Below are 25610 nucleotides of genomic sequence, written 5' to 3' on the forward strand. Positions count from 1 at the left end.
AATGACAGCCGCGACATGGGCACGGGAGAAGCCTGCCGGCGCGCATCTCCCATATCTGGCCCAGATAGACGATAACACGGTGATGCTGCGTGACGGGCGCCTAATGCAGGTCTTGATGCTCGACGGCCTGCTATTTGAGACGGCGGACACGGTTGAAATCAATTACCGTAAGGCGTTGCGCGACGCGATGCTGCAAACGATCGGATCGTCTCGGTTTGCGATTTATCACCACATCGTCCGTCGGCGCGTCGAGTCACGACTAGAGTCAGTCTTCCCGGATCCGTTCAGCGCAGATCTGGATGCGAAGTGGCGTAGCCGCTTGGCTTCGAAGCGCCTCTTCCGGAACGACCTGTTCCTGTGTCTCCTACGTCGACCTTTGCAAGGGCGCGTTGGCGTCGCTGATCGTATGGCCAGATGGGTAAACAAGCGGAGTGGCGGCATAGCCGCAGAAGATGGCAATGAACTAAGGGAGCTCAATGCCGCGCGGGAAGGCTTACTCGCGGCGCTCGGCGTTTACGGGGCGAGGTTGCTCGGCAGCTACAGTGGTAGGAGCGGCCCATGCTCCGAAGTTCTTGAGTACCTCTCCGGCCTCTATAATGCGGAGTTTCGCCCGGTGGGGCTTCCCGAGGGAGACGTCGGGGCATACCTGCCCGCGAGGCGCGTTAGCTTCGGCGCCGACGCGGTTGAGCTCGGGCCGTATGGCGACAGGCCGCGCTCTTTCCAGGCGATCCTGTCCGTCAAGGATTACCCGGGACAGACGGTACCCGGCATGCTCGACGAACTGCTACGCTTGCCCATCGAGCTTGTTGTGACGCAAAGCTTCGGGTTCGTTGATCGGCAGATGGCGCTCGGACGGATCAACCTGGTGCTCCGGCGGATGAGGGCAGCCGATGACGAAGCCGTCAGCCTGCGAACCGAACTAGCCGTTGCGCGCGACAATCTCGCCGCCGGAAGAGCAGCCTTCGGCGAGCACCACCTGACGATTGGGGTCCGGGCTGAGTCGATTGCTGAGGTCGATGACGGCGTGGCGGAGGTGCACGCGACGCTCACGGATCTTGGCGCGGTTGTGGTCCGCGAAGAAATGGCGTTAGAGCCGGCCTTCTGGGCGCAGTTCCCCGGAAACTTCAGTTACATCCCTCGTCGCGGCTTGGTGGCTAGCCGGAACTTCGCGAGCCTAGCGAGTTTTCATAATTTTCCCATTGGGCGTGCGGAAGGCAACGTCTGGGGGCCAGCCGTGACGGTTCTAGAGACGACGGCGGCTGGGCCATACCACTTCAATTTCCACCACGGCGACCTGGGTAACTTTACCGTTATAGGGCCCTCTGGCACCGGCAAAACAGTAGTGCTGAATTTCCTGCTCGCGCAGGCTCGAAAGTACGACCCGCGCATTGTGTTTTTCGATAAGGATCGCGGTGCGGAGCTGTTCTTGCGCGCTATCGGCGGTCGATACGATGTTTTGCGGCCCGGAGAACCTTCTGGCCTGAACCCGTTATTGCTGGACGATACGCCAATCAACCGGCGGTTCCTTGTAGATTGGCTCTGTCGTCTTGTAGATGATCCCGCATCCCCACTTGATAGTGAAGAAATAGCGCGGATCGGCGAGGCTGTTGACGCGAATATGGCAGCGCCAGTGCCGTATCGAAGGCTGGCGCATTTTGCGCACCTGCTGCGCGGCCAGGCCCGACCGCGCAGCGGGGATCTTGCCGCGCGACTGGCGCCCTGGTGGGGAAACGGCGATCGCGCGTGGTTGTTCGACAACGCCGAGGATCGAACAGATCTCGCGGAACGTGTCGTGGGGTTTGATATGACCCGAATACTCGACGATCCAACAGTGCGCACGCCTGCTATGATGTATCTGTTTCACCGGGTGGAGGAACGACTTGACGGGACACCGTCCATCATCGTGGTCGATGAGGGTTGGAAGGCTCTCGATGACGAGGTGTTTACGTCCCGAATTCGCGATTGGGAAAAGACGATCCGGAAGCGGAATGGGATTGTAGGCTTCGCGACACAGAGCGCTGAGGACGCTCTTTCCAGCCGGATAGCGTCGGCGATCGTCGAGCAGGCGGCCACCCAGATCTTCATGCCAAACTCAAAGGCACAGGCCCGTGATTACATTACCGGGTTTGGACTGACGAGTCACGAGTTCGACTTGGTGAGGACGATACCGGACAACGCCCGAGCCTTCCTTATCAAGCATGGTCAAGACAGCGTCGTCGCTCGTCTTGATTTGTCGGGAGACCGTGATTTGCTGACGGTCTTGTCCGGACGTGAGAGTACGGTGCGCGCGCTTGATGCCATCAGGGCAGAGACGGGAGACGACCCTGCCCTGTGGCTTCCTCGATTGCTCGCGGCCGCATCATGATCGAATGTGCCCTTCCCAATGCGGATGCTGGCGTGGCTCTACGGATCTCGCAGTTTCTCACATGTCAGGCGCAAGCCTTGGGCGAGAATGGCTATCAGGCGTTGGCCGGGGGCCCGATCGTGGCGAGTGTCCTCACCGGGCTTGTCACGATCTTCGTGGCCCTGGTTGGGTATCGATTTCTCTTGGGGTCCACGCCAACGATCCGTGACGGCGTCAGCTGGGCGGTCCGCCTTGGCGTGGTGCTCACTTTCGCCACAAGTTGGCCGGCGTTTCAGGTAGTCGTTTATCGCGTCAGTGTAGAGGCCCCTGGGGAGCTTGCCGCAGTGTTACTGCCTTCCAGCGGCCTCTCAGACAGCAACCTCGACGAGCGGGTCCAGCGAGCGTACGATACTATCCGCTTGGGCTCGACCGCGATGGTAATCTCACAACCGGAAGCGGCGACGGCCCAGCAAGGACCGCAGGCAGTTGAGGCGCGAGCAGCTGCTACGGACGCAATCCCAGGAATATTGAGTCAGTCACGTTCGCCGCAGACCGCGTCACTTTTTGTCGTGTCTACCCTGGGGCTGTCTGCTGGCATCCGCCTGGCGTCAGGTTTCCTCCTAGCATTAGGTCCTCTTGCCGCCATGGCGCTCCTCTTCGATGCGACAGCGGGACTGTTCATCGGGTGGGCCAAGGCGTTGCTCGGCACTACGCTGGCGCTGCTTGGTGCGACGCTCGTCACCTCGCTGCACGTGTTGCTTGTGGAAAGCGAACTCGCCCATCTGCAATCTGTGGAGCGTGGCGTGACCATTATAGACCCACAGGCCCTCATTACGATCGTTGTCACGTTTGCAACTGTGATGCTTGCCACGATCTGGGCGGCGACAAAGATGGCGGGAGCTATCGCCTTCTCGTTTAACAGGAAGGTCCGGTTGTTGCAGGATGCAGGTTCCGCCTCGGCATTAACCGATCGGCTTGGACCCGGTGGATTCACGGGCCAGCAGGTTATCCCTGTGGTTGCTGGAGGTGGAGATCCGCCGTTGAGGGCTCGTGGGGTTGCGAGTGCACTCTCGGCTTCCGTGCGACGCGAAAACATTACGGGCGATGTGGGCGGGCTGGGCACTGCGGCGCGCGCCAGTAACAGTGGGGCTTTGATCGGAGGGGGCGGCGAAGGCTCCCCGGCATTGCAAGCAGGGCTTGGGGCGACGGTGCGCCGATCGCAGGCGCGGAAGGCACGTAGTGCTATGCGGCGGGACGGAACAGGATGAGCGACCGTGAAGCTTATTATCGAGCTGCGCGAAGCTGGGCAGAGGATGTCCGTGCCAAACGGTCTCGGTCGACTCAGATCGCGTGGATGGTCGCTGGGATCGCCGTTGGTGCCGCAGCGCTCGAGGCAGTGGCGCTGGCGCTGTTGACGCCCCTGAAAACCGTCCAGCCGATAACTTTGTTGGTCGACCGACAGACTGGCTATGTGCAGGCGCTGGATCCCAGCACACCTCAGCGAGTGGCTGCCGATTCCGCGCTCACCGATGCATATGTGGCGCAATATGTAATCGGGCGGGAAGGCTTTGACCGCGCCACTCTCCAAGTCGACTACCGGCGGGTTGCCCTGTGGTCCACAGGCCGGGCGAGAAGCGCCTATCTAGCGACGATGGCTGCTTCTAACCCTGCGAGCCCCGTACAGTCCTTACCTGCGGGGTCCGTCGTCTCGGTTCGAGTGAAAAGCGTCTCTCGCTTGCAATCGGGCGTGAGACTTGTCCGATTTGATACCCAGCAAATGGACGGCAGCGGCCAGGTGGAACGGTCTCGCCCCTGGATATCAGTTATCCGCTTCCAGTATTCGGATGCGCCTATGGCGTTCGCTGATCGATTGGTGAACCCACTCGGCTTTCAAGTGACGAGCTATCGCCGGGATGCGGAGGCGCCGCCGAGTGATAGCACTCAGGCATTGTCAAAGGTGGAAACGCCGGCGGTCGCTCGTAGAGCGTCGGCGATCGAGCCGATGAGGATATCGGCCTCAATGAGCCCGAGGGATGCCGGGAACTTAGACGGGGCGCAAGAGACGGCCGGCGGCGTCGGCGGACCGTTCGTGGCTGCAGGACGAGTTCCGATGCGGCAGGTCCCCGTGGGATCCCCGTTGATGCCAAGCGGCAGCCTCGCTGTAGAGAACCTGGGGTATCGGGAGCCGTGATGCTCGCCACGCTCGCGTATATAGCCACGGCCGCGCAGGTTTCCTCGCCGTTGATGCCCGTTGCGCCGCCGCATGACAGGATTGCCGATACGCGGATCCAGACCCTAGTCTACGATGGTTCCCAGGTTTTCGATCTCCGAATAGGAGCCGGCTATGCGGCGATGATTGAACTCGCGACTGAAGAGCGGGTCGAGACAATCGTCGTCGGGAATGATGCCGGTTGGCATGTCACACCGAGCCGTTCGGGAAACCGCGTAATCGTCAAGCCGATGGACGGGGCGATGATGACGAACATGGTCATTGTGACTGATCAACGCCGATACGTCTTCGTCATCAATAGCCAAGCTGGGGAAGGAAGCGGGACTTTCGTACTCAGGTTCTCATACCCGGACAGTCCAACAAACGAGGTGCAACATCAGCGTCGTAACGCTGACTACCGTCTGAAAGGGGCCCGCGAACTTTTCCCGCTCCTAATGAGCGATGACGGGAAGCGAACTACCATCACGTGGGATCTGAACACCGCCCTGCCAGCGATTTTCGCGGTCGACGAGCGCGGGCAAGAAGCGCTTGTAAACGGGCGAATGGTGGATGGCGACTACCGGATTGAGGGAGTCGCTCAACGCTATGTCTTTCGCCTCGGTAAGGCGCGTGCCTTAGCAACGCGAACGCTATTGAAGAGCCAGCAATGAGCCGGCGAGCGCGGGAGCAAAGTGATCCAATCAAAGAGGAGATGCGCCCGGTCGTTCGGTTGCCCAGGGGCGGGTTCTCTGGCGCCGTCATAGGTTTCGGAGGCATCGTTCTGGCGATAATACTGTTCGTTGTTCTCAACGGTCAGCGCCAGCGGCAAGTGTCTGCGGCGCCTTCTGCTGGTCGGATGGGGGGGTTCGTACCCCCGCCTCCCCTGCTGATACCCGAAGTGGCCCGACCGCCAGCAGTAGCGGCGCCCGTCACTGCGCCCATCCCTTGGACGAGGCCGACCGTGCGCCTGGAGAAGCCAACAGCGATTCAAATCCTGCCGCCGCCGACGATCGCGGGCCAAGGAGCACCGATAATTCCATTGCTTCCCGGCCCCGAAGCTCAGGCGCCGCGGGAGAAAGCGTCGGGAAGCGCAATAATCTATGATTTTGGAGCAGAGCCAACGACCGCTCGTGATCCCGCACAGCCTTCGGCGGCCGGTGGAAACGCCGATCGAAGCGGCCCTGGGGGATTTGATGATGGGGCCGCGAAAGCGACGGCCATGGCAAGTCGGACGGACGTCGTGCCGATTGGTACCCAAATTCCGATCGCACTCGAGACTCCGATTGATACGGCCAGGCCAGGCTTGGTGCGAGCGATCGCTTCGCGGGACACGGTTGGCTTTGACGGCCGGCGGGTATTGATCCCTCGGGGGTCGCGCTTCGTCGGCGAGTACCAGTCCGAGGTGAGGTCGGGTCAAAACAGGGTGTTTGTAACCTGGACGCGCGTGATACGCCCCGACGGCGTGACCATTCGTCTCGCCTCCCCGGCGGCAGATACTTTGGGTGGCAGCGGCGTTCCGGGGCGAGTGAACACCTTCTTCCTCCAGAAGTTTGCGGGCGCAGTTTTGCAGTCAGCTTTGTCGGTGGGGGTTAATCTCGCGTCAAGGCCGCGGGCGGGATCTGTAATCGTTGGCGTCCCCACAGCTCCGGTGACTACAATTGGCCAAGGCTTGGTCGGTAGTGACTATGCGCCGAAGATCACTGTGAAGCAGGGTGCAGCTCTCAGCGTATTCGTCGCGCGCGATCTCGATTTTTCCGGTCTCGCAGCGGGCAAGGCAGCACACTGAATGAGCTCGCCATCCTACCTAGATGTCTACTTGGGGCCCTATCTTGAGCAGCTGACACGCCCTGACGTGACGGACCTATACGTAAACAGATCCGGGGAGCTCTGGGTCGAAACGCTTCGGGGAGGGCTGGAGCGTCACATAGTAGATGCTATTACGGAAGAGCAACTTTGGCGTTTGGCGCGTCAGGTGGCTTCCATCTCTCATCAAGGGGTCAGTCGGCAGCATCCATTGCTGGCTGCGAGATTGCCGGACGGGGCAAGGGTTCAGATTGTGGCGCCGCCAGCGGCACGCAACGGCGTGGTGATGGCGATCCGCAAGCATGTCTCGTCGGACCTGGCTCTTTCTGATTATGAGAACGGTGGTGCGTTCTCCGATACCGTTGGAGGAGAAGCAAACGACGATGTGCATGCCGAGCTCACGCGCTTGTATGAGGAGCGTGACTGGGGCGGATTCCTCAGGATCGCTGTTCGGGCGCGCAGAACCATCATCGTCTCAGGCGGCACATCCACAGGGAAGACAACGTTTCTCAACGCTTTATTGCGAGAGGTTGACCCCCGCGAGCGTCTGGTATTGATCGAAGACACGCCTGAGCTTGTACTACGCCACGAGAATGCCGTCGGCCTGATCGCAGTCCGCGGCGATCTTGCAGAGGCGGACGTAACAATGGAGGATCTCTTGGTGGCATCCCTCCGGCTCCGCCCCGACCGGATTATCTTAGGTGAGCTGCGGGGGGTTGAGGCTTTCACGTTCTTACGCGCGATAAACACGGGCCATCCCGGATCCATGACAACCATACATGCTGACACGCCATCAGGAGCTATCGAACAGGTTGTACTGCTCGCACTTCAGTCGGGCTCACGGCTCCGACGTGACGACCTGCTTTCGTATATAGATCGAGTGGTGGATGTCGTGGTTCAGCTTGACCGTCGGAACGGCGCGCGTCGGATCGCTCAAGTTGCGTGGCTGCGGCAGCCGAAAGCTTGAGACCCGCTGCGGTCAGTAGTTACCCCTGCCTGAAAGACAGTGCGGCCCGTTGATGGGCGGTTAAGTCCGTGCGATCGAGCATCGCCTTGATGGTGCCCGCGGACCAGGCGGACGCGCGCGGGGGGAGGTGGCCTGCCTCGGTGAGAAGAAGGGCCAGGCGCCGAAGGCTCGCATCTGGATTGGCGATCCGGATTTCGCGAAGAGCAATCCGCGCGGCATCAGCGTCAGCAGCGCCCGGCATGGGCGCGCGATCAAGCACGTGCGCAGGCAGGTCTCCGGCTTTGACCAAGCGCTTCACATGGGCCTTTAGGGTCTCGACAGCGATGCCCCTCCCCTTCCCTCGGCCATGCTTCGCTTCGGATCGCGCGAAGATTGTCGCGGCCACTCGGTTCCAAGGCGCATGCGGCCGCATTCGTCGAACGAGGTCGACCCGTTCGGCCGAAGTCCAGGTTATTCCCGACGAGTCAAAAGACCCCCACCAGTGTCCCGGTGAGGGTCTAGAGAACAGAGAAACCTCTGTATCAGTGCTTCAATAAGGAATTTCCCTTGCGGGATGATCCTTCACAGTGAAGCTCTGTTACCGTGGCTTCCCTACCGATTTGCCAAGCACATAGTTGGGCGTTTGATCTGCCGTGGTCAAGACTTATCTAGAGGCAGAAGGGGATAAAAATGAGCGGCCTCGTTTTTGGTATCGATCTCGGAATAGCATCTTGTGGATGGGCCGTGTTGCGGCATCCGACATCGGAGGTCGCTAACGGCGAGATTGTTGCCGCTGGCTCATGGATGTTCGACGTGCCCGAGACTTCCAAGGAACGGACGCCTACGAACCAGCTGCGGCGAGGCAATCGCCTTCTTCGCCGGGTGATCCGCCGGCGCGCTCAGCGCATGTCCGAGATCCGCCGGCTGTTCCATGACAGCGGGTTGTTGCAGTCTCAGGCTCCCGATGCACTCAAGGGTGCCGGGTTGGACCCCTGGCACCTACGATCTCGCGGCTTGGATAACGAGCTCTCTCCTGCGGAGCTGGCAGTTGCACTGGGCCATATCGCAAAGCGACGAGGCTTCCGGTCGGCGAAGAAGGGCAAGGAAGCCAATACCGCCGGCGATGACCAGAAGATGCTCAAGGCTCTCGAAGCGACGCGTGAGCGGCTGGGGCGCTACCGTACGGTTGGAGAGATGTACGACCGCGAGCCGGACTTCTCCTCGCGTAAGCGCAATCGCGACGGGGTTTACGACCGGACCCAGAGCCGGGACGATCTGAAGCATGAGGTCCGTGAGCTGTTCCGGGCGCAGCGCCGCCTGGGCAGTGCGGCCGCCACTCCCGAATTAGAGGAGGCGTTCAGCGAGATCGCGTTCCGCCAAAGGGAGATGCAGGACAGTGAGAAGCTGGTGGGCATGTGCCAGTTCGAACCGAAGGAAAAGAGGGCTGCCCGGTTCTCGCCATCGTTCGAGAAATTCCGGCTCCTGAGCAAGTTGGTCAACCTGCGCATCGTTACGCCCGAGGGCGAGCGCCCCCTCACGCCGGAGGAAATCGGGCTGGTAGCGTCCGATCTGGGGAGCACAGCGAAGATCACGGCAAAGGCGGTGCGAAAGCGCATCGGGCTTCCAGAAGATGCTCGCTTCTCGGCGATAAAGCGGGAAGACGAGGCGCACGATATCACCGCTCGCACCGGCGAGGCGATGCACGGTACGAAGAAATTGCGCGATGCACTGGGCCCCGACTTGTGGTCGCAGCTGCAGGAAAGGCCCGAGCAGCTTGACCAGATCGCTCATGTAATAAGCTTCCACGAGACGGCGGAGACGATTGAGGCCGGGCTGGGCAAACTCGACCTGCCGGCTGGTGCGGTCGACCGCCTTCTGAGTGTCCTCGGATCATTCTCCCGCTTCAAGGCGGCTGGCCACATCTCTGCAAAGGCGGCGCGCGCGCTCATCCCTCATTTGCAGGCAGGCCTCCGCTACGACCAAGCTTGCGAGCGTGTCGGCTTCAATCACTCAGCCTCTCGCTGGTCCCGGCGAGAGCAGGTTGCCGACAAGAAGGCGTTCAACCGGCTCGTTGAGGATATGGGCAAGGAGATTGCCAACCCGGTTGCTCGCAAGTCGCTCACGGAAGGCCTGAAACAGGTCTGGGCGATGCGTAATCGTTGGGGCTTACCTGAGGCTGTGCACATTGAGATGGGCCGTGACGTCGGCAACAGCCTCGAGAAGCGCAACGAGATCAAGCGAGGGATCGACAAGAACACCGCCGAGCGGGAGCGCCAGCGCGAGGAAGTACGCCAGCTCCTGAACATCGAGGACGTCAACGGTGACACCTTGTTGCGATACCGCTTGTGGAAAGAACAGGCAGGACGGTGCCCATACACCGACAGGGCGATCCCACCGTCGGCTATCATTGCGACAGACAACAGCTACCAGGTGGATCACATTCTTCCATGGTCGCGGTTTGGCGATGACAGCTTCGCGAATAAGGTTCTCTGCGTCGCTAAGGCGAACCAGGAGAAGAAAGGACGCACCCCCTTCGAGTGGATCATGGCCTCGCACGGCGTGGAGGCTTGGAATACATTCGTGGCCCGGATCGAAGGCAACCGCGCCTTTCGTGGGGCGAAGAAGCGGAACTACACACTGAAGAACGCGCTGGAGGCACAGGAGCGCTTCCGGTCCCGCAACCTGAATGACACCCGATACGCCTGCCGGCTGCTCGCCGAAGCTGTGAAGCTGTTCTACCCGGTGGGCGAGCGGCAGGATAAGGGCGGGGTACGTCGTGTATTCACTCGCCCTGGCGCGCTTACAGCAGTTCTTCGCCATGCCTGGGGCGTGGAATCCTTGAAGAAGGTCGACGGCAAGCGGGTCGATGACGCGCGCCATCATGCACTCGATGCGATCGTCGTCGCCGCTGTCAGCGAATGGGAGGTGCAGCGGCTTACCCGGTCGTTCCAGGAATGGGAGCAAGCCGGCCTCGCCCGCCCCTTGCGCCAGGTCGCTCCGCCGTGGGGCAATGCGGCGAGCTTCCGTCGGGAAGTGGAGGCGGTTTACAACGATGTGTTCGTGGCTCGAGCTGAACGTAGACGCGCACGCGGCGAAGGCCATGCCGCGACGATCAAGCAGGTTAAGGAACGGGACGGCGTGCGCGTTGCGTACGAGCGCAAGGCGATCGCTGATCTCCCGGAGAAGCGGCTGGCCGATATCAAAGATCCAGAGCGCAACCAGGGCCTGATTGAAGCACTCCGCAAGTGGATTGAAGAGGGGCGACCACTCGACAGGCTGCCTCGGTCCCCAGCCGGCGACGAGATCCGTAAGGTCCGTGTCCGCGCAAAAGCGAAGCCGGCCATTCAGGTGCGGGGTGGGACTGCCGATCGCGGAGAGATGGTGAGGGTTGATGTGTTCACCAGGCCGAACGCCCGGGGTAAAGAGGAATTCTACCTGGTGCCGATCTATCCCCACCAGGCGATGAACAAGCGGGAGTGGCCGACGCCGCCGCTTAGAGCGGTCGTGGGTAGCAAGAGCGAGGAGGAATGGGCTCTGGTCGATGCCACGTTCGCGTTCCGCTTCAGCCTTTACCCGCGGAATTTCGTTGAGATCGTGAAGCCGTCGGGTGAGATTATTGAAGGCTACTTCGGAGGGCTAGATCGCTCAACCGGGGCAATTAGCCTGTTCGCGCATAACGACCCTAAGGATGTATTCCGCAGCATAGGGGCCAAGACACTGTTAACGATGAAGAAGTATAATGTGGATCGCTTCGGGAATCGCTCCGAGGTGAAGACTGAGGCACGCACATGGCATGGCGCGGTTTGCACATCTCAAGGCCCTGTCGCTTAACTCAGCGTTACCGCCAGATCTGTGTAGACATAGATGAGACGGGTGAAACTTTGGGTTTCCCGGTCGAGGATGTCGCTTGGATCATCCTCGACACGCCGCAAGTACTGGTGAGCGGCTCGCTGCTGAGCATTCTTGCCGAAAGCGGAGTCGTTATCGTTGTGCCGGATGCGAAGCATCATCCGGCCGGCCTGTTGCTTCCGTTTCATCAACATCACGCGCAAGCTGCGATCGCGCATTTGCAAGTATCCATGAGCCTTCCGTTGAAAAAGAGGCTTTGGCAGAGGCTTGTGAGGGCAAAGCTGGAAAACCAAGCGGCGGTCCTGAGCGGCATTGGGAGTGATGGCGCCAGCGTTCTCTTGGCCATGTCGAGCAGGGTGCGCTCCGGAGACATGGACAATCGGGAAGCGCAGGGGGCGAGATTCTACTGGCAACGACTATTCACGGATTTCAGGAGGCACGAAGGCGATCGGCGAAACGGCTTGCTAAATTACGGTTATGCGATCGTGCGTGCGGCTCTCGCTCGAGCTTGCGCGGCTTCTGGGCTGCTTCCCGCGTTCGGGGTTCATCACTGTTCACGAACGAACCCGTTCAACCTGGTTGATGACTTGTTAGAACCGTTTCGGCCCTTGGTCGATCGATTGGCGCGAGCCCGCGCAACTGCACTGGAAGGCAACGACCTCAATATTGAAGATCGTCGTTTCATGGCCAGTATCCTGAGCGAGAGTGTTGCGCTCGTCGATGATCGGATGAGCGTGCTTGCGGCAACTGAAGCGGTTGCCGCAAGTTTGGTCCGAACGATCAGCAGCGGCGACCCCACACGGCTCAATATTCCGACGCTACTCGCCGACTAGATGCAGCTGAACGTAAAATCCGAAGAGGTACGCTTCATGTGGCTGATGGTGTTCTTCGACTTGCCGGTGAGGACTAAACCACAGCGCGGAAGAGCCAGTCGGTTTCGGCAGTTTCTCAAAAAGGACGGCTACATTATGCTTCAACTATCGGTCTACGTACGGGTATGCCGAGGACAAGATGCTGTAGACAAACATATCGGTCGCGTCCGGGCCGTTTTACCCCAGGAGGGGAGTGTCAGAACGCTTCAAGTGACGGACAAGCAATATGGTAGGATGGAGTTGATGTTAGGAGCGGCGCCGAAAACGGAACAAGCTGGGGCTGCACAGATGGTTCTGCTGTGATTTCGGCGTCCTTCAAGCGACGAAATCACAGCAGTTTGAACGACTTAGACCGAAGCAGTCCTACCATGGGCAAATCGGTAGGGAAACCACGGCAAGTGCCATCAGCCTCACGGCCCTCATGTAGTCCTACCATGGGCAAATCGGTAGGGAAACCACGGCGCATCATACTCGGGTGCGTTTTCGTCGCAGGTCCTACCATGGGCAAATCGGTAGGGAAACCACGGCACCGCAGGGCCGTCTTGCCACGTGCGGGATGTCCTACCATGGGCAAATCGGTAGGGAAACCACGGCTGTAGGCGTGCATGTCGGGGGACCATCGGCGTCCTACCATGGGCAAATCGGTAGGGAAACCACGGCACGAGCAGATTTCATAGTTGTCGGCGGCGGGTCCTACCATGGGCAAATCGGTAGGGAAACCACGGCCGAGACGGAGGCCATCGACCGCGCCGCTATGTCCTACCATGGGCAAACCGGTAGGGAAACCACGGCTCGTGGCGGAGCTTGTTGAGGTTGAAAGCGTCCTACCATGGGCAAGTCGGAAGGGAAACCACGGCGGACCGGGGAGCTTTCCGGCGGTTGCGATGTCCTGCCACCGGCAAAAGCGCGCGGAAGCGATGATATCTCATCGATCAAGCCTGGCCTTGATCGTCCCGGCGGACCAAGCCGCCGCGCGCGGCGGGAGGTGCCCGGCCTCGGTTAGAAGCAGTGCCAGGCGCCGAAGGCTTGCCTCCGGGTTTGCGATCCGGATTTCGCGAAGAGCAATGCGCGCGGCATCGGCATCAGCGGCGCCGGGCATGGGCGCGCGATCGAGCACCTGCGGCGGGAGATCGCCGGCTTTGACCAGGCGCTTCACATGGGCCTTCAGGGTCTCGACAGCGATGCCCCTCCCCTTCCCCCGGCCATGCTTCGCTTCCGAGCGAGCAAAGACTGTCGCTGCGACCCGGTTCCAAGGCGCATGCGGCCGCATGCGTCGAACGAGGTCGATCCATTCGACTGATGCTTCGCGGGAACGCTGTAGGTAGGTGTCAGCCTGGCTGGCACGCATGCTCGCTATGGCAGTTGGGTCGTTGGCGCGCATCCTCGGGTTGCCGGCGACCTTGCCCTTCGACTTCGCAATCGCGAGACCGGCCTTGGTGCGCTCCCGGATCAGATGGCGCTCGAACTCAGCGAACGCCCCCAGGATCTGCATCATGAGGCGGCCTTGAGCGCTTCCGGTGTCGAATGGGTCCGCAAGCGATCTGAACGCGACCCCCCTGCCCTCGAGGTCTTCGACGATGGAAAGCAGGTGCATCAGGGATCGAGCGATGCGGTCTAGGCGCGCAACTACGAGTGTGTCGCCGCGCTTCAGCCGTTCTAGGCAACGCGCGAGCTCTGGGCGAGCGCGGTCGCCGCCAGAGGCGATATCCTGATAGACGATCTCGCAGCCGGCCGCTGTCAGCGCTTGGCGCTGCGAGGTTGTGTCCTGATCGTCGGTCGAGACGCGGGCGTAGCCGACGCGCATGGCTAGGCGCGACCGATCTTCAGCGGCGATGGCATAACGTCACATCCATAGGCCTTACCCTAACGGACGTTTTGGTTGCGTGTCTAGACCAAGTTGCCGCGACCGGCGCCCCGGCCGCACCTCCCGGAAATCTGCGGATAGAGCGCCGGAGCCCTGCCTGCCGGCGCTTCTCGGCAGCCGTCGAATTGACGCCAGAGAGCCAAAGGAGGATACCTGAAAAGGACGAGGCCGGAACGCGGACCGAACGTGCGCCGTTTCTGTCCGGTTGTGGTGGCGGATCGCTGAAGGGAGGGGCAGCAGAGAGATGGCGAGCGCTACCCTGATCGCGGCTGTCGAAGAGGCATCACTGTTGATCGGCCGCCTGGATACAAGGGTTTCGGCCAGTCCATTGGCCGAGGCGTGGCAAGTCCGAGCGGCGATCCAGGCGGGGGTTGCGCTGGCAGCTGTCGATGGGACGCCAACGCAAGAAGGCGATATTCTGAGCCTCATGACGGGGTCACCCCTCCCCTCCCCCAACAGCTACGCACCTGCTCGCACCGGTTTGCTGCATTGGCGTCGGTGCCTCGCTCGGGTCGAACTGGGAGATTTGGCCGCCCGCCTCGTCGGACGGAAGCCGTCGGCGACGCTGGCTGCGATCGAGCAGCAGGAGGATTGGGACGCAGAAGACGCTATGGGCAGCAGGGCCCGGCGTGCGCTTGCGGACCTCGCTCCCCTCTCCAGCATCGATGAAGATGCTGAGCGTGATGCCGCTCGCGCGTTAGCGGTCCTCAGAAGCATAGAACCCAAGGGATCTCGCCTGCTGGGGCTGGCCGCAGCACTGCGTGAGGCGATCACTACCGCGAGGGATCCTCGCAGGCTTCAGCGTACCTGGGATTTGCGGCGGATGGTTGAACGGCGGATCGACCAAGACGCCGAGCGAACCATCGCCGCCCTCCCCTCCCCTTCCCTGGACGGCGAGCAGTCAATCAGGCGCGCCGCGGCGGATCTGAAGGCGTCGATCGAGTGGGACCGGCCGGACGAGTTCGGCGCAGTGTTCGGTGTCGTCGCCGATCGGCTGCAGGATCTCGGCTTCACGCGATCGCGGCTGACCTGCCTCACCGGGGCAACGAAGAGATTGAGGATGGAGGGCCGGCTGGACGAGCGGGCCCAACTGGGGTTCGTACGGCGCCTGGCGCAAGAGGCGCGCAATGGCCTCGCCCTCCTCGACGGCCTCGAAACGGTCTTCCTCGAGTTCGCACGCAGTCCGGCCGTTGTTGCGGATGCTCGATCGGCCCTACCCGAGATCGTGTACGCGCATCTCGTGCTGCCGGCGGTCGACGCGAAGTGGCTCGAACTGTCGCTAGAATTGCACGAGCGCGTGACGCGACGTTTTGTGAAGCGCCTGGTGGATGCTGGGCTCATCGCTCCGTGGGGAACCAGAAGACATGTGCCGGTGAACGGAGCGCGAGCCCGAGAGTCGACGCTGAACGCCGCGGTCTCGTTCAACAGCCTCTATGAACGCGCTCTCCGAACCCGCGGCGCGTCGGCTGGACGAGCGGCGGGCCTGGCGCTCGCGCCCGACGAGATGATCGGCCGAGCTCGCGATGACTCCGTCTCTGAACCGATGGCCGTCGTGTTCAAGCGGTTCGAGGCCGAGATGCTAGAGATCGATCGGGAATTTGGGCGTTTTTGGGAGCGAAAGGGGTCGAAAAGCGGCCCCCATAAAGGCCCCTTGGAGACGAATTTCGCCCCTCCCCGGCATGTGGAGGCCCCGCGGGGGCTGGCAGCGCTCAGAGGGGCTTAAAACGCGTTTTTCGGCGGTTTCACGATCCGTTCTCATTCGGCTGAGTGCGGTCTTGATGCCTAAGGTCGGAACGCTACTTCGAGACCAGATTTGCGCCGAGTGCGCAGTCAAGAGCTGCGACCGCGAGGATCGCTGGCCTGAGCCGTATCGCGGTGTAGCCGACCACTCAGTTTGGATCGGGATCGCCTTCACAACCACCCCCCGCGATCGATGAGAGCAACAGCGATAGAAATGTGAGAGGGAACTTGCCGAGGGGGCCGGCAATGCAGCCCCATCGTGGCGGACGCTCATCGCTGAAGGCCATCGTGTGATCATGCCCTACGCGCCGGCGCCCACAAAGGGTACGCTCTGCATCGGGACTGTTTGCTGAGGCCACGACCTGGAGTAGCTGTGAGTCCGAGCATCAGCATACGCACGAACATGGCGGCGCCATGCCTCAAGATCGTGCTCCGGATCGGCGATAGGCATCCAAGGCAAACCCCTAGCGATGACTGCTAGGGTGGCGAGCTCCGTCTCGTCGAACTCGTCGCCGATAGGCGCCAAGGCTGTTACGCTGAGCGATCCGGTTACCTCAGCCAGTTCATCGCGGATCTCTGCGAGCGGGCGGCTTCCCAGAATGTCATAGCCATGCCCGGTGTGGGGGTTCACGAGAACAGCGTGAACGAGGCGGAGTTCGCCAGCGCGCCGCCAGAGGCCGGCGATCGGCCAGCCGGTGAAGCGGGCAACAGCTGACGCCAGGTAAAAGCAGCATCCGTTTGCGAAGGTGTTGAGAAGATCCTCGTAGAGCTCGGTAACGCTCTCCTGATCCCAGCCGGTCGCCTGAATGCCCGCGAACAGGGCTTCTGTGAGGTCACTAGTTGCGAGCCGATTGATCGAGAGCCAGCGGGTCAGCTCTGAAGGCAGCGGGGCAGACCGGTTCTGGATCATGGTTATCCCTGCGGACCGTTACAGTGGAAATGTGGATTGGATGGGCGGGGAATTCAACTCAATCCCGGCGACCGAAGGCGGTCAGTCCGCCGCACCCGGGTTGCGCGCATCCTTTGCCGCGGACTGGCCCCCACCCCTCCAGAACGGTCGGTTAACTTCTACTATGTCGACCAGCTGGATCTCGCCGTCGTGTGCGGCGCTGATGGCGTTCATCAACCAAGGCCACAACCCCGCCTGCCGCCATCGATTGAAGCGATTATAGCAGGTGGTGCGCGGCCATGCCGGTCGGCCAGGTCGCGCGTGGTGCACCGGAGCGCATCACCTAGAAGATGCCGTTCAGCACGCGACGATCACCGCCGTGCAGGCGCGCCTTCTTCATGACCCTTCCGAGCGTCGGCCCAGTGAAGAGAGTCGACGGCTACACCGCAGCACGGCAGTGGCATGGGTCACAAATCGCTTATTGCTTTAGCAAAGGCTTCCATGAGTTCTTTCCGAGTAGCTCCAGATTTTGGGATCAACCTCAGGCGTAACCCGCCTGCCCCATCGTGCGTAATCGTCATCATCGGTCGTCCGCCTGCGCTGAGAAGATTGATGGGCTCCTTCTTGCGCTCTGGGCGTTTCGTTTCGGTAGAGCTCACCAATCGACGGACGATCTCTTTGGGCGGGTAAAGGTCCCTCCCCGTGGCTCTCGCTCCCTCCTGCTCAGCAGCCAGCTTGCGGGCTTCCTCGATAAGGAGCGGCTTAGTCGCCTCCTTCTTCAGAAGGGGCGCAATCTGTGCAGCGTGGAACACGCCGATTTGATAGGGCGAAGCGAATGCCGAGATGATCTCAGCGTCAAGCTTGGCGAGATCCAGATAGCGCGAGAGCCAGGATTTTGTGACGCCGAGCCGCTCCGCCATCACCGTCTGATTACCCTCGTAGAAGGCGTTGAGACCGAAAAGGTAGTCCCGAGCGCGCTCGATGTCCGAGATGTCCTTGCGGGCGCGGTTCTCAAGATCGGCGACGCGGAAGGCCTCCTGGTCGCTGAGGTTCTGAATCGTGATCAGGAAGTCGATGTTTTCGTAATGATGCGCGCGGAGCCAGCTCACCGTCCAATGACGGCGGCGGCCTGCGATCACCTCATAATCATAATCGGAGTCGTCCTTCACGCGGCGTACAATCGCGGGAATGCGCTGCCGCCCCTCAGTCTTGATATTCTCAATCAGGTCCGCGCAAGTCTCTTCGGATAGCCAGGCGGCGTCACGGTTATGATGCACCCAGATCCGGCATCGGGCCGGATCAACAAGCAGGTTGCCGTCCGGCAGCTGCTTGCCCGAAGCGAGGCCAGATAGCGCAGTGTTCCGCTGCTCAAGAATGGAACGAGCAGGATTGTGGGGTCCTTGATCAACGACGCTTGGGGACTGCTCGCTCACGCGCGCGAGGATCGCGTCCCCGAAAGCTTTGTTTCCACCGTTGGCCATTACCGACACTCCTTCCCAAACCGCAAGATGGGAGAGGTCTGATCACCCTCTTCCGCTCGCCAGATTGGCCAGTTGCAGCGCTGCAACTGGCGCTCCTTTATAAGTCCGTTGCGCTGCTCCGAAGCATGATGCTTCGCGAGTTGCAGCCCTGCAACTCGGTCGGCTGTAGTCTGCGCCGGCCGGCCCAACAGCATCCTGACAGATCGAGTTGCAGCGCTGCAACTGCCCTCCCCTGCGCGCTTCGGCGCCGCGGCGGTCACGCCTGCGTAGCTGCTGAGTTGCAGCGCTGCAACTGAAGCATGCTGACTGCCCCGGACCGAGGCGAGAGCTGCAGCCCCACGGCGAGTTGCAGCGCTGCAACTCCGGCCGAGGACGCCCAGCACACCGATGACCGAGAGGCCGCTGCTGAGAGGGTAAGCACCGCGAGCCGCCCATTCCGCTTCCGTCAGTTGCAGCGCTGCAACTCGATCTTCGTCGCTTGGCTTAGACGGTCGGATAGGTGCATTGCCGACCCGAGTTGCAGCGCTGCAACTGACGTTTCGCCCGCTGCGCCGACCGTTCCGAACTCCGGATCTGACAACGAGTTGCAGCGCTGCAACTCGGACGTTCTCGAGCGCGCTCACATCAGGTTCTCCTGGAGGAGAGCCTCGTGATGAGAGGGCCACGTCTTCCGAATCTCAAGCTCGATCTCGCCGCAGACCGCGTTCAGGCTGGCAAGGCAACGGTCGTGGACATCGCGCTTGGAGATCGGCTTGTCGAGCTCGTAGACCGTTTTGAATCGCGCACTCGCGTTGTCGATCTCAGCGGACTCCTTCAGCGTGGCGTTGATCATGGAGCGCCCGAACACGCGCTGCATAATCCGCAGCACAGTCTTATGCATGCCCTTGTTCTCGGTAGTCTTCGACGCCACCAAACGAACGAAGTTGAAGATCGGCTTGGCGCGAAACTGAGACAGAATCCTCATGGATTCCTGAGCCATCCCGACGAACGATGCCGTGGAAGAGAAGTCCACGATGGTGGGGGGAACTGGAATGACCATCGCGTTCGCAGCAGCCAGCACCCCGAGCGAAACCATTCCGAGAGCGGGCGGAGGATCCAGAACAACGATGTCGAAGCGGTCTGAGATCGACTGGATGCCGGCGCTGAGACGGTTAAATGCCAGCCCGCCCTCTTCTCTCCCTTTCGCCACGATCGCGGCGAGCTCGTACTCAGCGTTATAGAGATCCAGGTTCGCTGGGATGAGCTTCAGGCCATCGAAGTGGGTGTCCTTGATCATCCGCTCGGTCACGCCCTCTTCGGGGTACCGAAGATAGCCGTAGAGTGTGTCGGCCTCGCCATCTAGGTCAAGGTCGGGCCGGTAACCGAACATCGAGGTCGAAGTGGCCTGACTGTCGCAGTCGATCAGGCATACCCGGTAGCCTTTTATGGCGAGGTACTGCGCAAGGTTTACGGCAATCGTCGATTTGCCAACGCCGCCTTTGAAGTTCTGGACCGCGAGGATCGCGGTCTTCTCGTCAGGCGCGCGACGTGGCGCGGTCCCGAAGACCTGGCGCATGTGATTGATGGCGCTGAGGGTGTAGTTTACCCTGCGTCCGTTCTCCGTTCGTTTTGGCTCCGGAAGGCGGCCGGACTTTTCGGCTTCTCGGATCATAGAGTCCGATCGGCCTACAAGTTCGGCTGCCCGAGAGATCGGATAGGTGGGCTCGGCTCGACCGCCAGTTTCGCCCATAGACTCGTTTCTGATGGCGTCCAGGACGAGCTTGCTCTGCTCGAATATCCGCTCCATCGTCTCGTCGGGGTCAAGGGAAACCCGCGCGTCGGCAGTTGCGCTCAGCTGTTCGTCGTAGGCGATATCCTCGCCGTCAGAAGGGGAGGGGGAGGAGGGATTGGTCACGGACGCTCCTATCATTGGCACTTATTGGCCCCTGTTTACGTCAATAAGCGCCAGTCGACAATAATCGCCGGAATTTGCATTAAGGCTGCGTCGGTAGGCCTCAATGCTCCAAAAATCCATCATCATAGCTCAGGGCGATCTGACCGGATGGATGGTCCAGATCGTCGCCGATGCAGGATGCGCACCGCTGATCTCGCCCGCGTTGGGTGGCTGATAGTCTGATGTTGGTAGGTCTGGTCTGATCATGGTTGAAGCGTTGCATGATCAGGGTTGGAATGTTGTCTGAAGAGGGTTGGCGAACGCGGTCTGATGATGGTTGGAGATTCTTTCCTATAGAGTCATCAACCGAGAGAACCGGAAGGCGCCGGAATTCTGCTTCTAAAATCGGTGATAGCAGAAATGCGGGTCCCCGTTCACGATTGGCATCCCTACCAACATCAGACACGCCATTGGCGCTTTTCTGAAGAACCCGACCACCGTTGTGCCAATGGGGTTGCCAAAACACCCTCAAATCGGCTCTGTATCGGTCGAGAGAGGTCGAATCAGCCATTGATTCGGAAGCAGAAGGGGTCGGGAGGCACTATGGCTGGAACTGTGGGCGCTTGGTCCGATCCGGATGGAAAGCAGTACGCTTTGCAGCTCGCCTCCGAGGATGCGGGGGAGGTGCGCCGGCGCGCCGAGGCTCATGGGCACGGAGAACTCTTCGACGTGGCCTTCCACAAGCATGGAACGAAGCCCGCACCGGCGTTCCTCCACTCCGTTTTGTGCGCGATGTCGCTGCCGGCGAGACGGCCGAAGGGCGGCAATGAGTTTAAGCCGATCATCCGCCAGGATCGGAATTACTCGCTCGCCATCACCCCTAAGCCCCGCCTGAAGCGGGGGGCGGACGGGAACGTGGAGCTCGTGAACCTGGGCGTGCCGTACGGATCGTATCCCAGGATCATCCTGATCACTGTCCTAACTCAGGCAGTGCTCCAGAAGTCCCGTGACGTGTACCTCGGTGGTAGCGTCCGGGACATGATGCGGCGCTTTGGCTTCGAAACGGCCAGCCGCGGGGTGAGGGGGCAGACGGATATGTTTATTGAACAGCTGGATCGGCTGCTCGCTTGTGAGTGGATGATCCAATGGGACGACCGAAGCGTGGAGACAGCCGAGAGCGCTTTCAAGGTCAACGAGGTCAAGCTCTCGCACGAATACGCCGGGATGAACAATCCAGACGGTTCTTTTAATCGCGAGCTCCGTATCTCGGAAGCATTTTACGAGCATCTTCAGAGCCACGCCGTCCGGTTCGACATGAATGCGATCCACGCCATCAGAAGGAAGCCGACAGCGATCGACCTGTACACGTACCTTGTTTTCCGCCTCCCACGAATCCCGGAAGGGAAACCGGTCGAGCTGACCTACGAACAATTGGCCGAGCATATGGGCAATGACATCAGCAACCCGGCCAAGATCAAGCAGACGATCAGGAAGAACCTGGACCTTGTATCTGGCGTGTACCCTGAGGCGCGCGTCGAGATGAGCAAGGACAAGGTTCGGCTGCACAACTCCAAGCGACCCGTGCCGGACATAAAGATCGTGCAGTCCGCCGGGATTCCTCCGTTAATTGGCTCGGGAGTCCCGAAGGCTGAGAAGGCACCGATGCTCGCCGCCGTTGAAGACGTGGATCTGGTCTTTCCCAGCGGAAGCCTTCGCTTCTCCGTGGCGGCCGAGCCCTTCCTCCTTATCGCGAAGAAGCACGGCAACAACTACGACGTGGATAATATCGCGGAGAGCTATCGAAACTTCATGAAGAGCAAGGGCGAAATGCCGACGGGATCCCGGCTGTTGCGCTCGTTTGAAGGCTTTTGCCGGTCATACAAGCCCAGCCTCTTGTGATCGGTCGCCGAGATACGACCACAAAGCCGGCAGCGGCGCGCGGGAGTGCCTTCATCAGACGTTCTTTTTGCCTCCGCGGAGCGGCCGGGCTTCGTGCGGGTCGGGCGTCTCTGATGCCACCACCAACATCAGACCTGCGCTAAGATCCCGGCCTTTGCGCGAGGGGCTTGTAGCGCAGCGGTCCCACCAACATCAGACAACGGCCGTGGCAGGCGATGATGGCGCTTCCGCCTCGGAACTAGGATCGTATCCTCTCCGATACAAACCGGCCGGTGCCGCCGTCCGCGCCAGTTGCAGCGCTGCAACTCGGCGATTAGCCTTCGGTCAGCCCGGCTTTCTACCGACATCAGACAACGGCCTCGATAGCGCGACGCGTCGACACGGTCGAGTGCGAGCGCTGAGATTCGGGCGCTGGCACCCTGTTTCGTGGGTTTCTACCAACATCAGACAACGCAAGTGTGAACGGGGATCAGTTGCCCCGCCCGAAATCTGCCGTCCTACCAACATCAGACAATGGCACGGGAGGCAGGCGGGGCGATCAGCATCATCGGGTTGCAGCGCTGCAACTCGACGGTTGGCCTTGGTGGCCCGCATTTCTACCAACATCAGACAATGGCTCAGGAGGCAGGCGGCGCCGTGGATATGGTTGAGTTGCAGCGCCGCAACTCAGCATTCTGCCTCGGCGCGCATGTCCCTACCAACATCAGACAACGGAGCAGGGCGGTGGAGCCGTGGATATGCTCGAGTTGCAGCGCTGCAACTCGAAGCTCGATCTTGTGGGAGATTCCTACCGGCATCAGACAACGGCGCAGAGGCGATGACCCAGTGGCACCGCTCCATCTCGGCAGTTGGCGTCGTTCAGCCGGGTTTCTACCAACATCAGACAACGGCCCGGGATCACGGGGAACCGGCGATATAGGCGGGTCGCGCGCTGCAACTCGCCCGTCGACTTGCCGTTCTCGCAGGATTCTACCAACATCAGACAACGACGTGGCCGGTAAGGCGGGATGTCGCAGCCACGCAGAACCCGACTGCTGCCGTTTCGCATCCACTATGGTGACGTGTCCTACCAACATCAGGCATGTGTCTGATGTTGGTGGGAACAGCGGATCAGCAGACAGAACCGGGATCGTCGCTCGGCGAGGATTCGTCGACCACAATCGCGCCGGGAAGAGTCGCCCCGTGGGCCTATGTAGCAGAGCAGACCCTCTGTCTCTCCCCGTTTGCGCGAGACGGACCCAAGATCATCGATCACGGAGGAATGCTCTGGCGCCTGAGGCCCCGCCTTGGTCCAGGCGTCCGGGTTATGATCGACGGCGAGAGGCGGGGCGGCGAAAATGCCGACCCGCGGACGGAGCACCATGCATGTCTGATCTTGGTAGGCGCAAGGGCGCGAGCGGCGCTCCGACGGGGAATGATCTGCGGCCGCGGAGGCCGGGGGAATGTGACACGGCTTGTGTGGGGTGGGGGCTCTACACCGGCCCACTTGCTGGCGCGGCAAGGGACCCGTGTGCCAGCCCCAAAACGGGCCCGTTGCAGTGGGGCTACGAGGATCTGTACCGAGCCGCCCTTGAGCATGGCTCTGGAAACGACGTCACGAAGCTGGCGGACGCGTTCCGGAAGACACTGGGTGACGAGTTGGACGGCCTGACCGGGGATAAGCTTATGGAGCGCTGGGTTGCTTACTGCCAAAAGTGGCCGAAGCCGGCCTGAAGCTCCCGACGCGCGGGGGTGCATCGCCGATAAAGGTAGGGCGGAGCTGCGGCGATGCGCACCGAGATCATCGGTTTCGGGGCACTCGGTCTTCCAAGCTGGTGCTCGGCCGTTTCAGCCCGTTTGCGGAGCCTCGGGGCCGGGTCAGAGCGAACGTCAACGGACCCGAGATCATCGGTACGCGATTACGGCGTAGAAGCGCATGCGGGCAGATCGGGTGAACCGAGTTGATTCCGGGGGATCGCGGTCCGGCGAGGCGCGGGACGGGGTTAGCCCGCCCCGGTAGCCATCAGCTGCTGACCATCGACTTGAGCGCGTCTAGCGCTGCATTCGAAGCCGCGGACCGGTCTGGGAGAGAGACGGTTTCAGCCTGGTCGATGATCGCGTGCCATGTCTTGCGTGGCAGCACAGCCTTAACCAGTTGGTCCTGGTAGTGAGCGGGCCGGCGTTCCGCCTCGAACTCGTCATCGAACATGACGTCGCTGTTCCAAAACTTGACGAGCTCGATACCTGTCCAGCTACGGTCGCGCCGCCGCATGGCTGCTTTCGACGCGTGTGCGAGCGCGATCATCGGCGTCAGGAAGTCGGCAGGGACATAGAGGCCGACGTGGCTGCGTTCGCTGCCCGGATCGATGCCGACGGTCACGCCGACGAGCCGACCCGCGTCGTCCACCGTTGGACAGCCGATGTGAATGTCTGAGGGGTAGTCAAAGTCGGCACTTACACACGCGGTGATGCGCTCCGCCGCTCTCTCGTCCGAGGCGTAACGGTAGGGCTGGAGCAGCGGCGGCTCGTAGATCGACCCCTTCACCCCTTCGACAGGGAGTTCGAAGGTCGTCTCGGCACGTGGGACATAGGTGCCGAAGCGGCTGAAACCCGGAAGGTCCGGCCGGTGAATTGACCGGTATTGGGGCCAGGTCATTTCGGCGGTAGAGGCGATCTGCGGCGTTTCGCCCACGTCTCCCGGGACCCCCAGCAAAGCGATCGGACGAAACGTTGTCCGCATGGCCCACTGAACGGGCAGTTCGATCACGGAGCCGTCGCCGGCAATAAGGTGCAGATATAGGTCGACCACGACCTCGGTGCCGCAGAACTTGCCATAGACCGAGCCTGGGTAGATCCCGCGATCCTCGACCCCAGCCCACATGCCGGTTTCAAGTCTCGTCGCGAGCGATAGATATTCGCGGCTACCATCGGGCCCATGGCGAAACAATGCGCCGGTCAGTGATCGCAGGGCGGCGAGGGCTGCGGGGGGCGTGGCTTTGTCCTTCATCGGTTTTCCTTCTTGGCGTCGGATGCGAGCTTCGTTCGATACGATGCTGGTAAGTGACCCCTCCGGCTTCCCGCCGCATAGAAACACCAGGGGGCACTAGGCTGGGCGCGGGAATTCGGCGCCATCTCGCCGCACAGAGATCGGGGCTTTGTCATGCTGCGTCTAAAAAAGGGGAGCCCTCCGGAGGGAGGGCACCAATCCTTGCTTCAGGCTGCGGTCTCCGAGCGGCGGCGCCGCTTCTTCATCTCGACGACGACGCCAGCTGTCATGTCTGGTTCGGCAGCGCGCTTCTCCAGGCGGCGTTCCGCGATCGCGTCGGCGACAACAGGGGTGTCTTCGACCGGAGGCTCAATCGTAAGTTCTGCGGCCTGCTGCAGCCGCATGACCCACCTGCATCGGGTGTCCGCTGTGATCGCCCTCTTCATTTGTGGTGACGGTCCATTGTAGCTGATGCCGAGTCGAACTTCGGTCGCCTGGAACCGGCTACCGCGTGAGAGGCTCGCCAGAAATCGTGGTGGCGTCGAGCGGGTGGGTATTTGAGTAGCTGGTCGCCTTGGGCAGTGCGAACTGAATGTAGTGGGTGTCCCAGGAGACGTAGAACGCCCTCCGTCCTGCCACCCGGATCTCTCGACCGAAATCTGCGGACGCACTGCCCCGTGCGACTTTAGCCATCTTCATGAACTCGCCGAAGGAAATCGGGTCGCGAGCCGAGTTATAGGAATCCCAAGCGGCGGAGAGTGCCTTGCCGCGGGAAGCGGCGTGCAAGGTGAACGCGTCGAAGCCCTCGACTGTCACTCGGAATGGGCGAAGGAGAAAGTCGGGGTCAAATGCCGGCTGTGTCACAAGAAGCTCCTG

Annotated in this window: 19 protein-coding genes, 1 pseudogene and 1 CRISPR repeat array; of the genes and pseudogenes, 11 read left to right on the forward strand and 9 right to left on the reverse strand. The window is 61.2% G+C overall.

Annotation, left to right across the window (positions count from 1 at the left end; genetic code table 11):
- Position 1 precedes the first annotated feature (1 nt).
- From QP045_RS02810 to cas2, 9 genes are all read left to right on the forward strand, one after another.
- A complete protein-coding gene (locus QP045_RS02810; RefSeq protein WP_422513434.1) occupies positions 2–2365 on the forward strand; it encodes a VirB4 family type IV secretion/conjugal transfer ATPase in 2364 nt (787 codons plus the stop codon).
- Positions 2362–3612: a type IV secretion system protein gene (locus tag QP045_RS02815; RefSeq protein WP_422513435.1), complete on the forward strand. Its 1251-nt coding sequence runs from the start codon at positions 2362–2364 to the stop codon at positions 3610–3612. Before QP045_RS02810 ends, QP045_RS02815 begins: the two co-directional genes overlap by 4 nt.
- The gene (locus QP045_RS02820; protein WP_422513436.1) at positions 3609–4535 is read left to right on the forward strand and encodes a virB8 family protein; all 927 of its coding nucleotides are present in this window, start codon (positions 3609–3611) and stop codon (positions 4533–4535) included. The genes QP045_RS02815 and QP045_RS02820 overlap by 4 nt, the downstream gene beginning before the upstream one ends.
- Entirely contained in the window at positions 4535–5224 is a 690-nt protein-coding gene (locus tag QP045_RS02825) for a TrbG/VirB9 family P-type conjugative transfer protein (protein WP_422513437.1), read from the forward strand. The genes QP045_RS02820 and QP045_RS02825 overlap by 1 nt, the downstream gene beginning before the upstream one ends.
- Positions 5225–5772: 548 nt before the next feature.
- The gene (locus tag QP045_RS02830) at positions 5773–6339 is read left to right on the forward strand and encodes a TrbI/VirB10 family protein (protein ID WP_422513438.1); all 567 of its coding nucleotides are present in this window, start codon (positions 5773–5775) and stop codon (positions 6337–6339) included.
- On the forward strand, positions 6340–7323 hold the full coding sequence (virB11, locus tag QP045_RS02835; RefSeq protein WP_422513439.1) for a P-type DNA transfer ATPase VirB11: 984 nt from the start codon (positions 6340–6342) through the stop codon (positions 7321–7323).
- A gap of 669 nt (positions 7324–7992) precedes the next feature.
- On the forward strand, positions 7993–11133 hold the full coding sequence (gene cas9, locus QP045_RS02840; RefSeq protein ID WP_422513440.1) for a type II CRISPR RNA-guided endonuclease Cas9: 3141 nt from the start codon (positions 7993–7995) through the stop codon (positions 11131–11133).
- Positions 11091–11984: a type II CRISPR-associated endonuclease Cas1 gene (gene cas1 / locus QP045_RS02845; RefSeq protein ID WP_422513441.1), complete on the forward strand. Its 894-nt coding sequence runs from the start codon at positions 11091–11093 to the stop codon at positions 11982–11984. Before cas9 ends, cas1 begins: the two co-directional genes overlap by 43 nt.
- On the forward strand, positions 11985–12326 hold the full coding sequence (gene cas2, locus QP045_RS02850; protein ID WP_422513442.1) for a CRISPR-associated endonuclease Cas2: 342 nt from the start codon (positions 11985–11987) through the stop codon (positions 12324–12326).
- A 57-nt stretch (positions 12327–12383) separates the two neighbouring features.
- A CRISPR array of direct repeats spans positions 12384–12880; the repeat unit is 36 nt; unit sequence GTCCTACCATGGGCAAATCGGTAGGGAAACCACGGC.
- A gap of 68 nt (positions 12881–12948) precedes the next feature.
- Here cas2 and QP045_RS02855 read toward each other — a convergent pair.
- Complete coding sequence (locus tag QP045_RS02855) at positions 12949–13827, reverse strand: recombinase family protein (protein ID WP_422513443.1); 879 nt, start codon at positions 13825–13827, stop codon at positions 12949–12951.
- Positions 13828–14413: 586 nt separating this feature from the next.
- On the opposite strand from QP045_RS02855, the gene QP045_RS02860 reads away from it, so the two are divergent.
- Complete coding sequence (locus QP045_RS02860; protein ID WP_422513444.1) at positions 14414–15610, forward strand: hypothetical protein; 1197 nt, start codon at positions 14414–14416, stop codon at positions 15608–15610.
- A 318-nt stretch (positions 15611–15928) separates the two neighbouring features.
- Here the strand turns inward: QP045_RS02860 and QP045_RS02865 are convergent, their stop codons facing one another.
- The 5 genes and pseudogenes from QP045_RS02865 to QP045_RS02885 form a co-directional block, all read right to left on the reverse strand.
- Complete coding sequence (locus QP045_RS02865) at positions 15929–16537, reverse strand: hypothetical protein (protein ID WP_422513445.1); 609 nt, start codon at positions 16535–16537, stop codon at positions 15929–15931.
- 153 nt (positions 16538–16690) lie between these two features.
- Positions 16691–16889: pseudogene (locus QP045_RS02870) on the reverse strand (transposase); the annotation flags it as partial.
- A 94-nt stretch (positions 16890–16983) separates the two neighbouring features.
- Entirely contained in the window at positions 16984–17997 is a 1014-nt protein-coding gene (locus QP045_RS02875; RefSeq protein ID WP_422513446.1) for a ParB/RepB/Spo0J family partition protein, read from the reverse strand.
- Positions 17998–18616: 619 nt separating this feature from the next.
- Positions 18617–19891, reverse strand: a complete 1275-nt coding sequence (locus QP045_RS02880; protein ID WP_422513447.1) for an AAA family ATPase — start codon at positions 19889–19891, stop codon at positions 18617–18619.
- A 100-nt stretch (positions 19892–19991) separates the two neighbouring features.
- Positions 19992–20441, reverse strand: a complete 450-nt coding sequence (locus tag QP045_RS02885; protein ID WP_422513448.1) for a hypothetical protein — start codon at positions 20439–20441, stop codon at positions 19992–19994.
- Positions 20442–20473: 32 nt separating this feature from the next.
- Here QP045_RS02885 and QP045_RS02890 point away from each other — a divergent pair, with 32 nt between their 5' ends.
- A complete protein-coding gene (locus tag QP045_RS02890) occupies positions 20474–21769 on the forward strand; it encodes a replication protein RepA (RefSeq protein WP_422513449.1) in 1296 nt (431 codons plus the stop codon).
- Positions 21770–23771: 2002 nt separating this feature from the next.
- Here the strand turns inward: QP045_RS02890 and QP045_RS02895 are convergent.
- The 3 genes from QP045_RS02895 to QP045_RS02905 form a co-directional block, all read right to left on the reverse strand.
- A complete protein-coding gene (locus QP045_RS02895; protein ID WP_422513450.1) occupies positions 23772–24755 on the reverse strand; it encodes a hypothetical protein in 984 nt (327 codons plus the stop codon).
- 206 nt (positions 24756–24961) lie between these two features.
- Positions 24962–25138, reverse strand: a complete 177-nt coding sequence (locus tag QP045_RS02900; RefSeq protein WP_422513451.1) for a hypothetical protein — start codon at positions 25136–25138, stop codon at positions 24962–24964.
- Positions 25139–25238: 100 nt separating this feature from the next.
- The gene (locus tag QP045_RS02905) at positions 25239–25598 is read right to left on the reverse strand and encodes a hypothetical protein (protein WP_422513452.1); all 360 of its coding nucleotides are present in this window, start codon (positions 25596–25598) and stop codon (positions 25239–25241) included.
- Between the last annotated feature and the right edge of the window lie 12 nt (positions 25599–25610).

Origin of the sequence: Sphingomonas sp. 3-13AW, from assembly GCF_049311085.1 — a bacterium.
Classification (GTDB): Bacteria; Pseudomonadota; Alphaproteobacteria; order Sphingomonadales; family Sphingomonadaceae; genus Sphingomonas.

What these genes read in the sequence shown, in the direction of transcription:
- QP045_RS02890 (WP_422513449.1), top strand. Translation starts at nt 20,474, where the DNA reads ATGGCTGGAACTGTGGGCGCTTGGTCCGATCCGGATGGAAAGCAGTAC.
- QP045_RS02865 (WP_422513445.1), bottom strand. Translation starts at nt 16,537, where the DNA reads ATGATCCAGAACCGGTCTGCCCCGCTGCCTTCAGAGCTGACCCGCTGG.
- cas2 (WP_422513442.1), top strand. Translation starts at nt 11,985, where the DNA reads ATGCAGCTGAACGTAAAATCCGAAGAGGTACGCTTCATGTGGCTGATG.
- virB11 (WP_422513439.1), top strand. Translation starts at nt 6,340, where the DNA reads ATGAGCTCGCCATCCTACCTAGATGTCTACTTGGGGCCCTATCTTGAG.
- QP045_RS02855 (WP_422513443.1), bottom strand. Translation starts at nt 13,827, where the DNA reads ATGCGCGTCGGCTACGCCCGCGTCTCGACCGACGATCAGGACACAACC.
- QP045_RS02810 (WP_422513434.1), top strand. Translation starts at nt 2, where the DNA reads ATGACAGCCGCGACATGGGCACGGGAGAAGCCTGCCGGCGCGCATCTC.
- QP045_RS02895 (WP_422513450.1), bottom strand. Translation starts at nt 24,755, where the DNA reads ATGAAGGACAAAGCCACGCCCCCCGCAGCCCTCGCCGCCCTGCGATCA.
- QP045_RS02815 (WP_422513435.1), top strand. Translation starts at nt 2,362, where the DNA reads ATGATCGAATGTGCCCTTCCCAATGCGGATGCTGGCGTGGCTCTACGG.
- QP045_RS02885 (WP_422513448.1), bottom strand. Translation starts at nt 20,441, where the DNA reads ATGGCTGATTCGACCTCTCTCGACCGATACAGAGCCGATTTGAGGGTG.
- QP045_RS02830 (WP_422513438.1), top strand. Translation starts at nt 5,773, where the DNA reads ATGGCAAGTCGGACGGACGTCGTGCCGATTGGTACCCAAATTCCGATC.
- QP045_RS02820 (WP_422513436.1), top strand. Translation starts at nt 3,609, where the DNA reads ATGAGCGACCGTGAAGCTTATTATCGAGCTGCGCGAAGCTGGGCAGAG.
- cas9 (WP_422513440.1), top strand. Translation starts at nt 7,993, where the DNA reads ATGAGCGGCCTCGTTTTTGGTATCGATCTCGGAATAGCATCTTGTGGA.
- QP045_RS02875 (WP_422513446.1), bottom strand. Translation starts at nt 17,997, where the DNA reads ATGGCCAACGGTGGAAACAAAGCTTTCGGGGACGCGATCCTCGCGCGC.
- QP045_RS02900 (WP_422513451.1), bottom strand. Translation starts at nt 25,138, where the DNA reads ATGCGGCTGCAGCAGGCCGCAGAACTTACGATTGAGCCTCCGGTCGAA.
- cas1 (WP_422513441.1), top strand. Translation starts at nt 11,091, where the DNA reads ATGGCATGGCGCGGTTTGCACATCTCAAGGCCCTGTCGCTTAACTCAG.
- QP045_RS02825 (WP_422513437.1), top strand. Translation starts at nt 4,535, where the DNA reads ATGCTCGCCACGCTCGCGTATATAGCCACGGCCGCGCAGGTTTCCTCG.